We start from the raw sequence: 17909 nt of genomic DNA, 5'->3' as shown, positions 1-17909 counted from the left end.
ATTTATAATTCTGGCATTAGACGCCGGATAAGATGAGACCTTTCAAAATCTTAATATTTAAGATTGATTATTTCTCTCACGGTGTCTAAAGTGTTTATAAGATTTTGGCTGAATTTAAAGGTCATTATATCACTTTCAGTATGTCCATCACGTAAGAGTTTATTAAAATGAATTACTTCAAAATTGTACCCTATAGTATTGTAGTTGAAATCAATGTTTTCCTCTTTTCCATTTTGAATTATTGATACCGTTGTAGGTGCATGGAACTGGGTGTTTATTTTTAGGGTAGCAGAATCACATTGAAATATGGCTTCGGTAGACAGATCTTCAAGTAAAGAACTTCTTAAATGTGCTGTGGAATTATTAGAAGTGAAAATCATGTCGCAGGACGCATCAGTGCCATTTTCAAAATAGGTAGCATCGGCTTCAATATGTTTTGGTAGTCCAAGTGTGGAAAGCGCAGCAAAAATTGGATAAATACCAATGTCTAGTAAACTTCCACCTCCTAAAGATTTATTAAATAACCGACTGGAGGTATCGTATTCTCGGAAAAATCCAAAATTAGCATTTAACGTTGTTACTTTGCCATAAATCTCGTTCTTAAGGAGGTTTAAAATATATTGATAGTGAGGTAAAAAGTAGGTCCATAGAGCCTCCATGAGTAAAACGTTATTCTGTTTTGCTATAGTGATCATTTCGTTTACTTCTTCCCTATTCATGGCAAAAGGCTTCTCGCATAAAACGGCTATGCCATTTTTCAAACACATTAGGGTGTTCTCCTTATGCATGGCGTGTGGTGTGGCAATATAAACGGCATCAATACCAGAGTCTTTTGCGAATTCAGAATAATTGTTATAATATTTTTTTGCCTCGTATTGGTTGGCGAATTCTGAAGCCTTTTTTGCAGAACGCGAAGCTACGGCGTATAATTCGGCATCTTCGATAGTTAACAAATCGGTAGCGAACTTATGGGCTATGTTACCCAATCCGATAATCCCCCATTTTATCCTCCTATTTTTATGATCTTTTGTCATTAAATATCTAAAACCAAGTAGCTAAAATAGGATAATATACTAATCAATATAATTAGAATACCTTTATCTCGCTTTAAAATATTCTTAATTTCCAAAAGGAGGCTAATTATAATTACCAAAATACAGCCTACAAAATTAAGCCATAAAAAAGGTAGATTAATATAGTGATATAAATCCATAAAATAGAGGGCAATAATTAATGCTTGAGTAATTAATGCGCTTAAAAATACCGCATTTCCTTTCACCTTTTTAAAGAAAAAGGCTAGTAAAAAAACACCTAAAACATTACCGTAAAATATAGAACCTATTATGTTTACCAATTGAATTAAATTTTCTGCTAAATTGGCAACACAAGCGACACCAATGGCAATAATGCCCCAGCCAAAAGTGAACCATTTTGAGGCTTTTACCATGGCGTCTTCAGATTTTTCAGAAACATTTCGTTTGTAGAGGTCGATGGTGGTTGTAGACCCCAAAGCATTTAATTCACTGGATGTGCTAGACATAGCAGCGCTTAAAATTACAGCTAATAATAAGCCTATTAACCCTCTGGGTAAGTTGTTTAAAATGAAATAAATAAAGACATAATCTTTGTCATTACTTTCAATTTTTGTTTCTTGATTTTCAGCTGATTTATTAATTAATAAACGTGCTTCTTGTCGAATGTTGTTTTGTTCTGCATGAGCCTTTATAAGTGCTTCATGAGTTTCTTGGTCATCAGAATTAATGTAGTCTGAAATCAAAACTTTTTTTCTTTCGAAAAGCTTTTGATGATCAGATTCTAAAGTTTTGTAATCTTCAGCATATTTTGAGTTAAGAACGAATTCAGTTCCCGTTGGATTGAAATTTACGGGTGATTTATTAAACTGATAAAAAACAAAAACCATGACACCTACTAAGAGTATAAAAAACTGCATAGGTACTTTTAGTAGCCCGTTAAAAATGAGACCAAGCTGCATCTCCTTAACAGATTTGCCAGATAAATACCGTTGTACCTGGCTTTGGTCGGTACCAAAATAAGACAACATTAAGAAGGTACCACCAATAATACCACTCCAGAACGTATAGCGATTATTTAAATCGAAAGAAAAATCGAGGATATCCATTTTACCACTTGTACTTGCAATATTTAGGGCTTTAGTAAATGTGATATCTTGGGGGAGTTTATTTACGATAATGAAAAAGGCCACAAGCATACCGATAAATATCACTACCATTTGATGTTTTTGGGTAACATTTACGGCTCGTGTTCCTCCAGAAACTGTGTATATAATAACGAGTATACCAATAATGATATTAAGAGTTAATAAATCCCATCCTAAAACTACAGATAATATTATAGCCGGTGCGAAAATTGTTATTCCAGCCGCTAATCCGCGTTGTATTAAAAATAATAAAGCGGTAAGCGTTCTGGTTTTTAGGTCGAATCGGTTTTCAAGAAATTCATAAGCAGTATATACATTAAGTTTATAATACAGAGGAATAAACACCATACAAATAATAACCATAGCTAAAGGCAGGCCGAAATAAAACTGGACAAATCCCATACCGTCATTAAATGCTTGCCCAGGAGTCGATAGAAATGTAATGGCGCTGGCTTGCGTTGCCATTACAGATAGTCCAATAGTCCACCATTTAGAAGAACTACCTCCTTTTAAATAATCTTTTACATTTTTACTGCCTCGTGTTTGCCAGGTACCATAAGCCACTATAGCTAAAAGCGTTATGCTTAATACAATCCAGTCGATAAAACTTATTGTCTGCATATTAAAATATTTGCATGATTAGGTAAAACATGAAAATATAAATAGCATTAGCGATTAAAACTAGCGAATAAAGTTTTAACCATTTTTGTTTTGGCTGGTCATTGGTATTCATAATTAATCGTTTAGTTTAGCTGTGTCCGTATCATCTTCTTTGCCCAATGAGAGCATATTGGCAAATAATCTATAGGCACCAGAAACACCCGCGGGAAATTCTCTAAAAAAGCTTAGTCCCGTGTATATGTAAAATCCTTTTCCATATGGAGCAATTAATAAGCTTCCTGTCTTAGGGGCTTCATTTTTATCATGCATTGATAGGATAGGCGTGAATTTATCAGACCATTGGTTAGGGAAATACAGTCCGCGCTCTTGAGTCCAATTTTTAAAATCTTCCTGAGTTATTTTGTTGGGGTAATTTAGAACTGGGTGTTCGGGGTGTAAAAAAGTAACATAGGCTAATTCATCGGTTACACGATCGTGTGATAATTGTAATGGATACGGTGCTAACTCATCAACTTTTAAGCCACGACTGGTATTGTATTGTACAATCATATTACCGCCCTGATTTACAAAATCGAATAATATTTGTTGTTTAAAATTTAATTCATCAATAGTGTTGTAGGCACGAATACCTATTACCACCGCATCGAATTGATATAAGGTATCGGCGGTTATCTCTTCCGGTTTTAAAGTATGAACCTTATAACCTATTTGTGATAAACTTTCAGGAACAACATCGCCGGCCCCTGCTACGTATGCAATATTCTCTCCTTTTTTCTTGATGTCTAACCGAACAACTTTGCTTTCACTGGGCAATAATACGGTTTGGTAAGGAATATGATTATAGTTAATCTCTATAAGCTCTTTAGAATATGTATTATCTGCAATATGTACTATAGGGCTAATAAAACCTTCACTTTGATTTTTTGGAGGAATAATAGTAAAGCTAAAGGTTTGTTCTTCATTTTTATGCGCAATATTAATTTTTTGTTGCTTTGGATATATATTCCAGTTATCCGGATGGTCTATTTCTATGCTGCCCTCTATATTGTCTCGTCCTGCTTTAACAACAACCTTTATGTTATGTTCGTTGTTATTGTTGAAAATGACAACCTTTTCGGTGATTTTTGCCGAAACTTCGGGTATGATTTCAAAAGGGCGATATAATTCACCTTTGTCTGGTTTTGAGTACCGATGAATTACATTTTTAGTAAATGTTATCGGCGTATCTTCGATTATTAAATTAAAATCAATTTTAACTTCTCTTGGTGATTCTGGTTCTCCAATTAAATGAACATCTTTTACCTTATACATACCTAAGGACCCCTTGTTACTAAGCCAATAAGGAGATGTGAAATGGGAATTTGAAGAGATATGATATGGAATTTTAAACTTGTTTGATAGGTTGTTCTCAAGCCGTTCATTTTTGGGTATAGACATTCCGTCACTTTTAGAGATGCTTTGAAGGATTATCGAATTCGCACTTCTGTTTAAGGCTTCAATATTGATGGTGATATCTTCATTAGGGTTCGCTGATGGATGTTCAGCTGAAGCCTCCAAATATAAACCAGCACACATTTCAATGATATGTTTTAATTCTTTGGTTTTTTGTGTTTTCCAATGTTTGTCCTCAATATTTTGAAGTAATTTATAAGCTGTCATTAATTCCGGAAGATGCACCGAAGGATTTATAAAATTGAAATTTTCTTCAACATGATATAAAATATTTCCAATTTCTTGACCACCCTTAATACGACTCCAGGTCGTGTTTATTCCTGCAAAAATGTTGTTATTATCAGTTAAAGGTTCTCCTTTTAGAAATTCTATATATTCATTCTGAGTACCACGTTGGGATAAACGGCCAAATCCTTGACATAAGTGTTGACTGCTGGCAATTGCAGCAACTTCGTTATTAGACAAGCCTTTAAGAGGGTAGTATACTCCTATATCAAAACGCATCATATTCGATTTATCAGCTTGATTAAATTTTTCTTCACTCCCGTAGAACCACCAGCTGGTATTAAAGAACAAACGTTTTGGTTGCCAGGTACTATAGTTGTCTAGTAACTCTGGATAAGCATTTTTATCGGCAGCAAGATCGAAGGCTTCGTAACTTAACATGGCCGAACTAGTATGATGACCGTGAGTAGTTCCAGGACTTCGGTGGTCGAATCGGTTAATAATAATATCTGGTTTAAATTTCCGAATAGCTAAAACGACATCGCTTAAAACCGCGTCTTTATTCCAAATGGCTAGTGTTTCTTCCGGGTGTTTAGAATAGCCAAAATCGTTTGCTCGGGTAAATAGTTGTTCGCCACCATCGATACGTCGAGCAGCCAGCAATTCCTGAGTTCGAATAACGCCCAATAATTCTCTAATTTCGGGACCAATTAAATTTTGTCCTCCATCACCTCGGGTTAAGGATAGATAAGCAGTTCGGGCTTTAATTTCATTGGACATGTATGAAATAAGTCTGGTGTTTTCATCATCCGGATGTGCGGCAATGTATAAAACTGAGCCTAAAAAATTAAGTTTTTCAATGGCTTGATAAATTATAGAAGATGCCGGGGATTTAGGTTTTTGAGCTTGTCCTAAAACGGTAAATAAGCAAATTAATAATGAGAATAGTGCAGATTTTTGAAACATAGTTTGGAATAGCTTATCCTCAAATATATAAAAGAAACTCGCATTCCTGCAGGTTTTAATTTTTATTTAACGTGGCGTTAAAAGCTAAAGTTGAAGCGGATTAAGAAAAATGAATTGTTTGATTAGAGCCACTTTTTGCGTTTAAAATAACGGAGCATGAGTAAAAAAAGCACAATCATTACACCCCATAGAATAAAATAAGAATACTTGTAATGAAGTTCGGGGATGTATTCGAAATTCATACCATATATACCAGCTATGAAAGTTAGAGGAATGAATATGGAGGCCATAATGGTTAGTACTTTCATGACTTCGTTCATTTTATTACTAATGGTGGTCATGTACATATCCATTAAACTCCAAACCATTTCTCGGTAAATATCAATATTCTCAGAAACTTGAATTTGGTGATCGTATATGTCTCTGTAGAAAGTTTTTGTTTTTTTTAATATAAGTGGACTGTCGTGTTTTTCTATGCGATTAATAACTTCACGAAGGGGAGAAATGGCTCTGCGGATGCGCAATATGTCCTTTTTTAAATCACGGATATCTTTATTAATGCTTTTGTCTGCATTTCCTAGAAAAATTAAGGTTTCCAGGTCTTCAATTTTATCACCTAAAAGCTCTACTACACTAAAATAATGGTCAATTACAGCATCCATTAAAATATATAATAAATAATCGGCTTTCATTTCACGAACACGACCTTTAGCATGTCTAATACGATCTCTTACGGAATCGAAAACATCGCCCTCTGCTTCTTGAAAGGATAAGACATAATTTTTACCGAGAATAAAACTAACTTGTTCAGAAATTATGTTTTCATCTTTGTCGTTATGTAGCATTTTTAAAACAACAAAGAGATAATCATCATACTCATCAATTTTTGGACGGTGATTGGTGTTAACGATATCTTCTAAAACCAAGGGATGAAGTTCATAATGATTCCCTAGTGCTTCAATGGCGCCTACTTGATTTAAACCGTTAAGATTTATCCAGGTTACAGATTCTGAAGTTTTAAATTCAAAAGTTTCTTCTACATTCTTAAGTTCTTTTTCGGTAAATTGATCTTTATTGTAGTTAAAGGTTTCGATAAACAATTCAGAATACTCTTTTTCTCCGGTATAAATTATACTTCCGGGAATTTGACCAATTTTATTCTGATACTTTTTACTACGTGATTTTGCCATAATATAAATATAGCAATATTTTATACAGCTTCACCATCATCTTCAATGGCATCTTTTTTCACCAATGTAACAGCCTTTTGAAGCATAAGATTATTAGGATAGGTTACAAGATCGCCATTATCCAGTCTTAAATGTAGTTGAAAAGCGGCAATGTCTTCAATGATGCCAGTAACTGGAAAATCATGATCATGAATTTTAATTTTATCACCTACCTTATGGGGGAAATTGAAAAACATAATTACTCCGGAGGTAACATTACTTAATATGGACCATACAGCTACGAAGCCTATGCCAATAACCGCAAACACTGAGGAGAATATTACCGCTAGATCTTTAAAGTCGGTGCCAAAAATGGATGCTAATGAAATAACAGCAATAAAAAATAAAGCTACATTAACGTATTTACGTATTAGTCGAATTCTGGCATCGTTAAAGCCGCTCTTTTTTGCAATTTTAGTTATAGCAAAATTAGATGTATATCTGAAAATAAATAGGATAATTAAAACAATAGCTGAAAATATTAGCTTGGTTTTGTAAGTGTCAAAAAATTCTATTAGCATATAAATGGGTTTATAACAAAGATAAATTACAAAAAGTAAAAAAACGAAAGCTCTTTAAATTTTAAGTATGTAATAATATGAGGACTATTGTGTTTGTATATTAGTAATTTGTATCGGTTATATTGAAGCGATTTCAATCAATGTTTGATAGACCTTGTGAGTTGGTAGTCCCATAACATTAAAATATGATCCTTCCAGTTTGGTAACACCAATTTGACCAATCCATTCTTGTACGCCATAAGCACCGGCTTTATCGAAGGGCTTTGCCGTTTCTACATAGTAGTTAATTTCCTCATCACTCAACGCTTTAAACGTCACTTGTGTTATGTCATGAATCGTTTTTTTGAAATTAGTGGAGGTAAAGCATACCGATGTAATTACTTCATGAGTGGTATGACTTAACGATTTAATCATCTCAAAAGCCTCCTGTGCATCAGTAGGTTTTCCTAATGCTTCATTATTATGCCAGACAATGGTATCACTTGTAATAAGTAAGTCGTTATCCTTTAATTCTTTTATGTAAGGAAGTGCTTTTAGCTGCGCCAGATAATTGCTTATTTCGAAATGCGTTAAACGCGAAGGATATTCTTCTTTTACTGGTTTCAGTCTGATTTCGAAGTCTAAATCTAGGTTTTTAAAGAAGTCCTGTCTTCTAGGTGAGCCTGAGGCTAATATAATATGGTGATTTTTTAATTTTTCTTTCAGCATGAATTATAAAATGTAGTACTTGTATAAAAGTAATGAAAGCATCCCTAATAGCATAACCCATTTTAAATACTTACTAATTAGGCTATAATCTTCTTTATTTTGGGCATAAATCATTTTTATAATGATTAGTAATAAGGGACCGATAATCAATAATAAAAAATAAAGGACAACTTCTAAATATTTGTAAAGTGCTTCAATTACGAAATTTGAAATGCCTATGCATACAATTGCTGAAATTAAAATTAATATAACTTTTGTTTTTTTAACCCCAATAGCAATAGGTAAGGTGTTCATGTTTGTTTTTTGGTCGCCTTGAATATCTTCTAAATCTTTTGAAATCTCCCGAATTAAATTTATGGAAAAGGCAAAAACACTAAAGTTCAAAATGATTTTAAATACAGCAAGAAGTACAGACTGGTTGTATGAGTCGACTAATGGTAATAATTCAAAAACCCCAACTATAAGAATGCTGAGAGCTACTAAAGCCGAGATTATAATATTACCAATCAGAGGCAGTCGCTTTAAAAAAGTAGAATAGATATATAATAGGGCAGATGTGAAAACAAAAATGGTAAAAAACCCACTTCTGTTAATTGTATGAGATAGATAATACCCCAAACCAACACCAAAAACATTGCATATAATAAATAAGTTGTAGGCCGTCTTTTCAGAAATGGATTTGCCAATTATTAAGATATTAGGTTTATTAATAACATCTGTTTCAACATCATAAACGTCATTAATAATATTACCTGCTGCAGCAATGCTAACTGTAGCTAACATTAATAGGATGAATTCAAATGGAGTCAGGCTACCTGTTATGCCCATGGGAGTTAATAAACTAAATTTAACTAGCCATTGCATTACGGCAATCATGAGCAGGTTTTTCCAACGAATTAAATTGAGTATCTCCAATTTTAAATTTTAAAATTGTTAAAGTAAGTATATTTATTACAGAGATTAATGTAGTTTTTTAATTGTTTAAAAATATATGATTTTAAACAATCCATTTACCCTGAACTTTCATTACTTGTTCTAAGACATCACGAACGGCACCTTTGCCACCTTTTTTATGAGAAATATATTTTGATACGCTTTTTACTTCAGGTACAGCATCCTGTGGGCAGCTTGGTAATCCTACCAGTTTCATTACCGCACGATCCGGGATATCATCACCCATGTAAAGTACGTTTTCAGATTTTATATTATTTTCAGAAATATACTTATTAAACTGTTCTATTTTATCACCAACACCTAAGTAAACATGTTTTACACCTAAGCGCTCTAAACGAATTCTAACTCCTTCATTAGTGCCTCCCGATATAATACAAACATTATAACCGGCATTAATAGCTGTGCGTAAGGCATAGCCGTCTTTCATATCCATAGTTCTAAGCAATTCGCCATCACTAGTAACCATGATGGTGCCATCGGTAAAAACACCGTCAACATCAAAAATAAACGTTGTAATATGTTCTAGGTATTCTTTATAGCTTTTTTCTTCCATGGGTAATTTGTATTGATTTTGTGAGTAGGTTATAAACGTCTTTATGATGTTCGCTTTGTAATAATTCTAAGTGATTATTGATGGTTTTTTTATCGCCTCTTTTTGCTGGTCCCGTCTGTGCCATGTAAGGCGAAATGTCTTGAACTTTTTTAGCTGTTTCAAGAATTAGAGGTTTTAAAAGGTCGAATTCGGCACTTTGGCTTTCGGTAATTTCGTGTGCTAAACGATAAAGTTGGTTAGTGAAATTATTCACATAAACAGCTGCCAAATGTAAAACCTTACGTTGGTCACTATTTACTTTTTTCGTAGGGCTTCCAAAGGATCTTGCTAATTTTTTTAAGAAATGATAATCTTCACTTTCTAAAGCTTCTATACAAATTGGTACATGAGCGAAATCCATTTTAGCTTTTTTACTAAACGATTGCAGCGGATAAAATACACCACGCTTGTGTTTTTTGTCTAAATCATGAATATTAACGCATCCGGAAGTGTGAACGACTAATCGGTTTTCGAAAGGTAAGCTCGATGAAAAACTTTTTATGGCATCATCACTTATTGCTAAAATATAAAGATCGGCCTCTTTTATATCATACAGGTTATCTGTAATATCCACATCCTGACCATACGTTTTTATGGCATCGATATGTCTGTTATACCATTGTAAAACACGCGTATTTTCCGTTTTTTGAATGGCTTGAAACAAGTGTGTGGCTACATTACCAGCACCAAGAATTACTACTGAAATCATATCGCAAAAATAACAATATTGATGGATATAAACAGTTAATAAAGTATCTTTGTTTACTATGAAAAAAGAAGATATAAAATCACGTGCAGATGTTTCTTTGTTGGTAAGTACTTTTTATTCTAAAATAAGAAAAGATGCTGTTTTAGGGCCATTTTTTAATGATGTTATTAGTGATTGGGATACTCATTTAGAGCGTTTAACATCGTTTTGGGAATCCAGTTTGTTTTTAAAAACCAAGTACTTAGGGAATCCATTGGAAGCACATGTAAAAGTAGATCGACAGTTTGATAACAGTATTACGGAGCTTCATTTTGGTTTATGGCTTAATTTATGGTTTGAAACGATTGATGAACTTTTCGAAGGGGATTATGCTCAAAATGCTAAACAGCGTGCACGTAAAATGAGTACATTTTTGTATCTGAAAATTTTTGAATCAAGAAATAATGAGTAAAAGTTGTATTGAGTATTAGTAATTTTAAAGGCTATTTCACTCCCTAAATCAACTTTAATACTTAAATTTGCACGACCTTAAACAGGCCTCATATTATGCAAAATAGACTAGCGAAAATTTTATTTTCAACGCGATTAACAGGTGTTTTATTTATTGTATTTGCTGCCGCTATGGCCATCGGAACTTTTCTAGATGCCGGTCAAGACACTTCTCCAACTCCATATACTCGAAATTTAATATATAACGCCTGGTGGTTCGAAGGCATTTTAGTGCTGTTTGTTGTAAATTTTACAGGTAACATATTTCGATACAGATTACATAAAAGAGACAAATGGCCAAGTTTGATCTTACATTTAGCCTTTATATTTATTTTAATAGGGGCGTTTATTACACGATATATTAGTTATGAAGGTATGATGGCTATACGTGAAGGCGAAACCGAAAACACCTTTCTTTCACAAAAAACATATATTACAACCTATATAGATGGAGATTATGAAATTAATGGGGTGCCGCAGCGATTACCAATAGAGCGTGAGGTCGATTTTTCTGCCCGATTACAAAATACATTTAAGATCGAAACGCGATACGATCAACAACCAGTAACGATTGAACTGGAAAAATTCATCAAAGGTGCCGAAGAAGATATTGTTCCCGATGACAATGGCGAAGAATATTTAAAAATTGTTGAAGCAGGAAGTAGCGGGCCGCATAATCATTTTTTAAAGGCTGGTCAGGTGCAAAGTATTCATAATGTTTTGTTTGCACTAAACAAACCTACGCCAGGCGCAATAAATATAACCAATAAAGAAGGTGTCTTAACCATCGAGTCACCTTTTGAAGGTGAGTACATGACTATGGCAACCATGGCTCAGGGTAAATTAGTTAAAGATAGTGTACAGCCATTAATGCTTCGGTCTCGTTATGTAATTGGAAATATGCAAATGGTAATTCCTAAACCAGTGGTGAAAGGAGTATTTGATATTGTTGCAAAATCTGAGATGCTTAGAAATTCAGAAGATGGTGTTTTACTCAAGGTTACAACCAATGGAGAAACTAAAAAAGTAGGGTTGCTAGGAGGGAAAGGTATGAATAATGCCTTTAAACAAGTTAGTATTGGTGGTCTGGATTTTGCCTTTAAATATGGTTCTAAAGTACTACAATTACCATTTTCAATAAAATTAAACGATTTTGAAGCAGAACGTTATCCGGGTACTGAAAAGGGATATTCGGCCTATTCAAGTAAGGTGACGGTGTTGGATAGCGAGGAAGGAGATTTTGATTATAAAATCTTTATGAACAATATATTAGATCATCGCGGTTATCGCTTTTTTCAATCGAGTTTCGATCCTGATGAAAAAGGTACTATTTTATCTGTAAACCATGATTACTGGGGAACCATGTTAACTTACATTGGGTATTTTATGTTGTACTTAGGGTTAATGTTAATTTTGTTTGTTAAAGGTTCTAGGTTTGGCCATTTAAAAGAAATGTTGGAAACTATAAAATCTAAAAAGGCAAAATATATGTCCTTAATCTTGCTGTTAGTGGGATTACATGGTTTTGGGCAAACTCATTCAGAAAATGATGGTCATAATCACAGAAAACCGAGTAAAACACAGATAGATTCCATTTTAGCGGCCAATATAGTTCCTGAAAAGGAAGCCGATAAATTCGGACATTTGGTAATTCAAGATCTAAGTGGTCGTATGATGCCGGTTAATACTTATGCTTCTGAAATGCTTCGTAAGTTAAGTAAGCATGATACTTACGAAGGTTTTGATGCTAATCAGGTGTTTTTATCCATTCAGGAAAGTCCGATGCTTTGGTATAATATACCCATTATTTATTTAAAACCTAAAAAAGCCGATTCCATTCGTACACTTATAGGTATTGAAAAAGAAAGGAAATATGCCACTTTAGCAGAATTTTTTAATGACAGAGGCCAGTATAAATTAGCACCGTATTTAGATGAGGCTTATAAAACCTTAGCTCCAAATGCATTTCAAAAGGAATTCAAGGAAGCCGATCAGCGTGTTAATTTGCTTTACAATGCGGTAGAGGGCATGTCTCTAAAAATATTTCCAATTCCTGATGACGCTAATAATAAGTGGATTTCAAATTACGATTACAAATACGAACATCATACAATACAAGATTCGCTTTATGCAAACTTCATAAAAAATGGTTTTAGAGCCTATTTAATATCTTTAAATAAGGCAAAGCAGTCTGGAGATTTCTCTGAAGCAACTAAACTTTTAGAAGCATTCAAGAAAACGCAACATCAGTTTGGTAGTGATGTTATGCTGAGTGATGATAAGATAAAAACAGAAATATTATACAATAAGTATGATATCTTCAAGAAGCTTTTTAGTTGGTATATGTACGCAGGTACCTTATTGTTTGTTTTGCTTATCATTCAAATATTCAAAGAAAAAAGTAAAGGATTAACTATTTCCATTTCTGTTTTTAAATTTATTATTCTTGGACTGTTTATTTTACATACGGCCGGCTTAATTGTACGTTGGTATATATCAGGACATGCTCCTTGGAGTGATGCTTATGAATCGATGATTTATGTTGCCTGGGCAACCATGTTTTTTGGTTTAGCATTTGGGAGAAAAAGTGATTTAACACTGGCTTCTACGGCATTTGTAACCGCTATGATATTAATGGTTGCGCACTGGAATTGGATGGATCCAGCTATTGCTAATTTGCAACCTGTTTTAAATAGTTATTGGTTAATGATTCACGTGGCAGTAATTGTAGCGAGCTATGGACCATTCACTTTAGGCATGATATTGGGAGTTGTTGCCTTATTCTTAATGATTTTTACTACAAAAAAGAATAAGTTAAAAATGGATTTAAATATCCAGGAGCTTACAGTTATTAATGAAATGTCCTTAACAGTTGGTTTGGTTATGTTAACCATAGGAAACTTTTTGGGTGGAATGTGGGCTAACGAAAGTTGGGGGCGTTACTGGGGCTGGGATCCTAAAGAAACGTGGGCGCTTATCAGTATCATGGTATATGCCTTTGTAATTCATATGAGATTAATACCTGGTTTGCGTAGTAGATGGTTCTTTAATCTTATGTCAATTATTGCGTTTTCAAGTATTATGATGACCTATTTTGGAGTGAATTTTTATTTGTCTGGATTGCATAGTTATGCCAGTGGTGATCAGATTGTAAGTGTGAAATTTATAGGTATTGCCTGCGTAATTGTAGCTGTTATTGGAACGTTCGCGTACAGGGGTTACGTCAAGTATTATAAAAAGTAATAACATGGCTAAAACGGGAAGAGAAAAGAATACTAAGAATAAAGCCAAGCATGCACGCTTAGTGGCTCAAAAAAAGAATAAAAAGCGTGAAGAAGATATGCTTCGGAAGGAGCGTCTTCGTGCTATCGTTCAAAAATCTAGGGAAGAAGAATAACTTCAAGATTATTATCGTTTTATTCAGATAGGTGTAAGGTTTCGATTTCATGTCGACCAAAAGTTTATCTAAACCAACGATATGAAATCTCTTGCCTTTGTTTATTTATTATCAATAGTAGTAATTTCTTGTACCTCTTCATCTATGTCTGAAACTAATGCTGGTGATATACCTATGCAGGAAGATATACCTAAGGATGAAGACATGAGTGGAAATAAAACCTATTCAGGTGATTTTGTTTCAAGTGCACATCCAACATCTGGGAAGGCCACTATAAATTCGGAGCGTACTATTTTAAGTTTTACAGATTTTAAAACAGATAATGGTCCGGTATTGGAAGTTTATTTAGCTACAAATAATACAGCAGAAAGTTATATTTCCTTGGGAGAATTAAAAGGTATTGAGGGTAATTATACATATGCTTTACCAGAGAATATCGATTTTACCAAGTATAATCACGTTATTATTTGGTGTGTGGAATTTTCAGTAAATTTTGGTTATGCAGTGCTAAAATAGTTCCTTGGCTTTATGGTAGTGAATTTCTTCAAAATTTTTAATAACTAGATTGGCTTTAGTATAATCCTGATTTTTAGAATTAAAACTATCAAAAGCAACACAAAATACACCGGCACCATGAGCGGCTTCAATGCCATTAGTTGAATCTTCAATAACCATACATTCCTGTGCTTCAAATCCTGATGCTTTGGTAGCGTTAATAAAAATTTCAGGATGTGGTTTAGATGCTTTTAAATCGGCTCCACTTAATTTTGCTTTAAAGTATTGGTTTAGTTCAAAGCGTTCAAAAATACGGTCGATATTAGGCATAGACGCAGATGAAGCCAATACTAAAGTCAAATCGTTTTCGTAATAGTTTTTAATAAGGTCTAAAACACCATCGATTAATTTGAATTCAGGATCGTTATCAAAAAGGTATTTAAAATGTTTCCTTTTTAAGTTTATCAATGTTTGAGGGCTTTGTTTCAGGTTAAATTCGCTACAAAGTCGTTCGCAAATTGGTAAAGTAGCCTGACCCGTAAAAGATTCGTAAAGTTCGTTAGAAACATCAATATTTACGTCTTCAAACATGTTGTGATATGCTTTATGATGAAGTGGCTCGCTATCAACGATGACTCCGTCCATATCAAATAAAACAGCTTTTAGCATGTATTAAAAATTTTGTGCAAAGATACTTTAAATGAATTAATTAGCCTAAAGGGAACAAGAGTTACTGTATTCGTATTCAGATTTATTTTACCTTTGAATTTTTAAGCAATAACCGAGACTACTATTAAAACAAAAGAACATCTTCATCCCAAAAACAAACATGCTCAGGAATACGATTTCGATTTTTTATGCCATGAAAATTCTGATTTGAATGACTTTATATATGTTAACAAGTTCAACGCTAAGACTATTGATTTTGCCAACCCAAAAGCAGTAAAATGTTTAAATCGGAGTTTGTTAAGAGCGTATTATGACATTGATTATTGGGACTTCTCAGATTATAACTTATGTCCGCCTATTCCTGGAAGGGTAGATTATATTCATTATTTAGCTGATTTAATAGAAGCTTCAGAAATAATTAAAGGAGTCAAGATTCTTGATATTGGCACAGGAGCTACGTGTATTTATCCGCTATTAGGGCAAGCGGAATATGGCTGGGAATTTGTGGGTGTCGATGTAGATGAAGATTCCTTGAATAATGCTAAACAAATTGTGATAAAGAATGGGTTGGCCGATAAAATTAGCTTTAGATTTCAGCAGCAGGTGTCTAACATATTAAAAGGAGTTGTGCTTGAGGGAGAGCAGTTTACAGCAACCATGTGTAATCCGCCATTTTATAAATCGGAAGAAGAAGCTAAGGCGGCAACAATGAAAAAATTAAAAGGATTAAATAAAGATACGACTCAATTAATCAGAAATTTTGCTGGTACACAGAATGAATTGTGGTATAAGGGAGGGGAAAAGGCCTTTCTGCATAATTATTTATACGAAAGTTCTTTGTTCAAGAATCAGAGTATTTGGTTTACAAGTTTAGTGTCAAAAAAGGATTTAATTCGAGGATTGAAAGTTTATTTAAAGAAATTGGGGGCTACTAAAGTACAGGTGATTAATATGGAGCAGGGTAATAAAACATCCAGGGTTTTAGCCTGGTCCTTTTTGTAATACATGCTTTAAAATATAAAAGGAGCTCCTTTAAGAGCTCCTTTTATTGATATTAAAAACTTATTAAATATGTTCATGCAGATGGTGGTGTTCATCAATAAGAGGTCCACCTTCTATGATTTGCTCTGAGGCTTGTTGTGCAAATTTCTCAAAGTTTAAGTGGAATGAGTGCGCTAATTGAATGGCTTTTCCAATGTAAGCTCCTTTTTGTAACCAAGTATTCATCGGGTCTAATATTTCTGTTGGTACACCTGGACAGTATTTAGGCATGTATAATCCAAAAATAAAGTTTTGTTCATAGTCTACATGGTCTAATTCACCGTTAAGAATTGCTGTAATCATAGCTCTGGTGTATTTTAATTTAATACGAGATCCTACACCGTAAGGACCAGCACTCCATCCAGTATTAATTAACCAAACGTTAACGCCTGCTTCAGTCATTTTCTTACTAAGCATTTCCCCGTAAACTGTTGGGTGTAAAGGCATAAATGGCTCACCAAAACATGCCGAGAAAGATGGTACTGGTTCGGTAATACCAGCTTCAGTTCCAGCTACTTTTGCTGTGTATCCAGAAATAAAGTGGTAAGCTGCCTGGCCAGGAGTTAATTTAGATACAGGAGGTAAAACACCGAAAGCATCACAAGTTAAAAAGAAAATGTTTTTTGGGTTGTTTGCATATAGTGTTTCCTGAATATTATCGATATGGTAAATAGGGTAACTCACACGAGTATTTTGGGTAATGCTACTATCTTCATAATCAGGTTCCCCATTATCTTTAAATACCACGTTCTCAAGTAAAGCGCCTGGTTTTATTGCTCTGAAAATATCTGGTTCTTTGTCTTCTGTTAGGTCAATTACTTTTGCATAGCATCCGCCTTCAAAATTGAAAATGGTGTTATCGGCAGTCCAACCATGTTCGTCGTCACCAATTAATTTTCTATCAGGATCTGCAGAAAGCGTTGTTTTTCCTGTGCCAGATAATCCAAAGAAAATAGCAGTATCCCCTTTTTTACCAACATTTGCAGAACAGTGCATTGGTAATACATTTCGTTCTACAGGTAAAATTAAATTAAGGGCAGAGAAAATGCCTTTTTTCATTTCTCCAGTGTAGGCAGAGCCACCAATTAAAGCTATTTTTTTTGTAAAATTAATGATAGAGAAATTTCCCTGACGGATACCATAAGCTTTAGGATCTGGACATACATATCCGGGAGCACATAAAATAAGCCAGTCTTCCTTAAAGTTTTCTAATTCTTTTTCTGTAGGTCTTAAGAACATGTTGTAAACAAATAGGTTCGACCAAGGTAATTCTGTTACTGTTCTAATATTCGTTCTAAATTCAGGCTCCGCACAAACGTAACCATCTCTGGCATATATTTCTTTATTAGAAAGATATTTTTTTACTTCTATTTCAAGTTTCTCGAAATTTTCAGGAGAAATGCCTTTGTTTGTTTTCCCCCACCATACTTTTTCTTCGGTATATTCATCTTTTACAATAAATCTGTCTTGGGGAGAACGTCCGGTAAATTTTCCTGTGTTGATAGCAAGTGTTCCATTCACGGTTTCTTTACCCATTCCTTGTTCAACCGTGATTTTTTGAAGTTCTTCAGGGGTTAAATTCCAATTCACAGTAACATTTTCCAGTCCATACTGTTCTAAACCGGAGTTTTCAATTAAGGTTGCTGAATCTTTCATTTTGAT

At 34.0% G+C, this 17909-nt stretch carries 16 protein-coding genes; 5 read left to right on the top strand and 11 right to left on the bottom strand.

What is annotated here, in order from left to right:
* Positions 1-50: 50 nt before the first annotated feature.
* The 9 genes from H611_RS0101240 to H611_RS0101200 all read right to left on the bottom strand — a co-directional run bounded on the left by H611_RS0101240 (position 51) and on the right by H611_RS0101200 (position 10156).
* Positions 51-1034, bottom strand: coding sequence for a Gfo/Idh/MocA family protein (locus H611_RS0101240; RefSeq protein ID WP_027136634.1), 984 nt, complete (start codon positions 1032-1034; stop codon positions 51-53).
* Positions 1034-2800, bottom strand: a complete 1767-nt coding sequence (locus H611_RS0101235) for a sodium:solute symporter (protein WP_027136633.1) — start codon at positions 2798-2800, stop codon at positions 1034-1036. The genes H611_RS0101240 and H611_RS0101235 overlap by 1 nt, the downstream gene beginning before the upstream one ends.
* 114 nt (positions 2801-2914) lie before the next feature.
* Positions 2915-5443 (bottom strand): PIG-L family deacetylase, encoded by a 2529-nt coding sequence (locus H611_RS0101230; protein WP_027136632.1) that lies wholly within the window; start codon positions 5441-5443, stop codon positions 2915-2917.
* 122 nt (positions 5444-5565) lie between these two features.
* Complete coding sequence (gene corA, locus H611_RS0101225; protein ID WP_027136631.1) at positions 5566-6633, bottom strand: magnesium/cobalt transporter CorA; 1068 nt, start codon at positions 6631-6633, stop codon at positions 5566-5568.
* Between the two features lie 20 nt (positions 6634-6653).
* A complete protein-coding gene (locus tag H611_RS0101220; RefSeq protein WP_027136630.1) occupies positions 6654-7193 on the bottom strand; it encodes a mechanosensitive ion channel domain-containing protein in 540 nt (179 codons plus the stop codon).
* Between the two features lie 117 nt (positions 7194-7310).
* Positions 7311-7901 (bottom strand): Maf-like protein, encoded by a 591-nt coding sequence (locus tag H611_RS0101215; protein ID WP_027136629.1) that lies wholly within the window; start codon positions 7899-7901, stop codon positions 7311-7313.
* A gap of 3 nt (positions 7902-7904) precedes the next feature.
* Positions 7905-8816, bottom strand: a complete 912-nt coding sequence (locus H611_RS0101210) for a geranylgeranylglycerol-phosphate geranylgeranyltransferase (RefSeq protein WP_084158113.1) — start codon at positions 8814-8816, stop codon at positions 7905-7907.
* An 82-nt stretch (positions 8817-8898) separates the two neighbouring features.
* Positions 8899-9408, bottom strand: coding sequence for a KdsC family phosphatase (locus H611_RS0101205; RefSeq protein ID WP_027136627.1), 510 nt, complete (start codon positions 9406-9408; stop codon positions 8899-8901).
* Entirely contained in the window at positions 9389-10156 is a 768-nt protein-coding gene (locus H611_RS0101200) for a Rossmann-like and DUF2520 domain-containing protein (protein WP_027136626.1), read from the bottom strand. Before H611_RS0101200 ends, H611_RS0101205 begins: the two co-directional genes overlap by 20 nt.
* Positions 10157-10214: 58 nt before the next feature.
* Here H611_RS0101200 and H611_RS0101195 point away from each other — a divergent pair, with 58 nt between their 5' ends.
* From H611_RS0101195 to H611_RS0101180, 4 genes are all read left to right on the top strand, one after another.
* Entirely contained in the window at positions 10215-10607 is a 393-nt protein-coding gene (locus tag H611_RS0101195; RefSeq protein ID WP_027136625.1) for a group III truncated hemoglobin, read from the top strand.
* A gap of 95 nt (positions 10608-10702) precedes the next feature.
* A complete protein-coding gene (ccsA, locus tag H611_RS0101190) occupies positions 10703-13888 on the top strand; it encodes a cytochrome c biogenesis protein CcsA (RefSeq protein WP_027136624.1) in 3186 nt (1061 codons plus the stop codon).
* Between the two features lie 4 nt (positions 13889-13892).
* On the top strand, positions 13893-14042 hold the full coding sequence (locus H611_RS14800) for a hypothetical protein (protein WP_169515973.1): 150 nt from the start codon (positions 13893-13895) through the stop codon (positions 14040-14042).
* 81 nt (positions 14043-14123) lie between these two features.
* Positions 14124-14558 (top strand): DM13 domain-containing protein, encoded by a 435-nt coding sequence (locus tag H611_RS0101180; protein ID WP_027136623.1) that lies wholly within the window; start codon positions 14124-14126, stop codon positions 14556-14558.
* Here H611_RS0101180 and H611_RS0101175 read toward each other — a convergent pair.
* Complete coding sequence (locus H611_RS0101175; RefSeq protein ID WP_027136622.1) at positions 14550-15206, bottom strand: HAD family hydrolase; 657 nt, start codon at positions 15204-15206, stop codon at positions 14550-14552. The two genes, H611_RS0101180 and H611_RS0101175, sit on opposite strands and share 9 nt — an antisense overlap.
* Positions 15207-15314: 108 nt before the next feature.
* On the opposite strand from H611_RS0101175, the gene rlmF reads away from it, so the two are divergent.
* Positions 15315-16208 (top strand): 23S rRNA (adenine(1618)-N(6))-methyltransferase RlmF, encoded by an 894-nt coding sequence (gene rlmF, locus H611_RS0101170; protein WP_316928826.1) that lies wholly within the window; start codon positions 15315-15317, stop codon positions 16206-16208.
* A 63-nt stretch (positions 16209-16271) separates the two neighbouring features.
* Here the strand turns inward: rlmF and pckA are convergent, their stop codons facing one another.
* Positions 16272-17903, bottom strand: coding sequence for a phosphoenolpyruvate carboxykinase (ATP) (gene pckA / locus H611_RS0101165; protein WP_027136620.1), 1632 nt, complete (start codon positions 17901-17903; stop codon positions 16272-16274).
* Between the last annotated feature and the right edge of the window lie 6 nt (positions 17904-17909).

The sequence above is a fragment of the Gaetbulibacter saemankumensis DSM 17032 genome, assembly GCF_000425645.1.
GTDB classification, from domain to species: domain Bacteria; phylum Bacteroidota; class Bacteroidia; order Flavobacteriales; family Flavobacteriaceae; genus Gaetbulibacter; species Gaetbulibacter saemankumensis.
The sequence above is the reverse complement of the archived record's forward strand: the minus strand, read 5'-3'. Positions and strand labels throughout refer to the sequence as shown.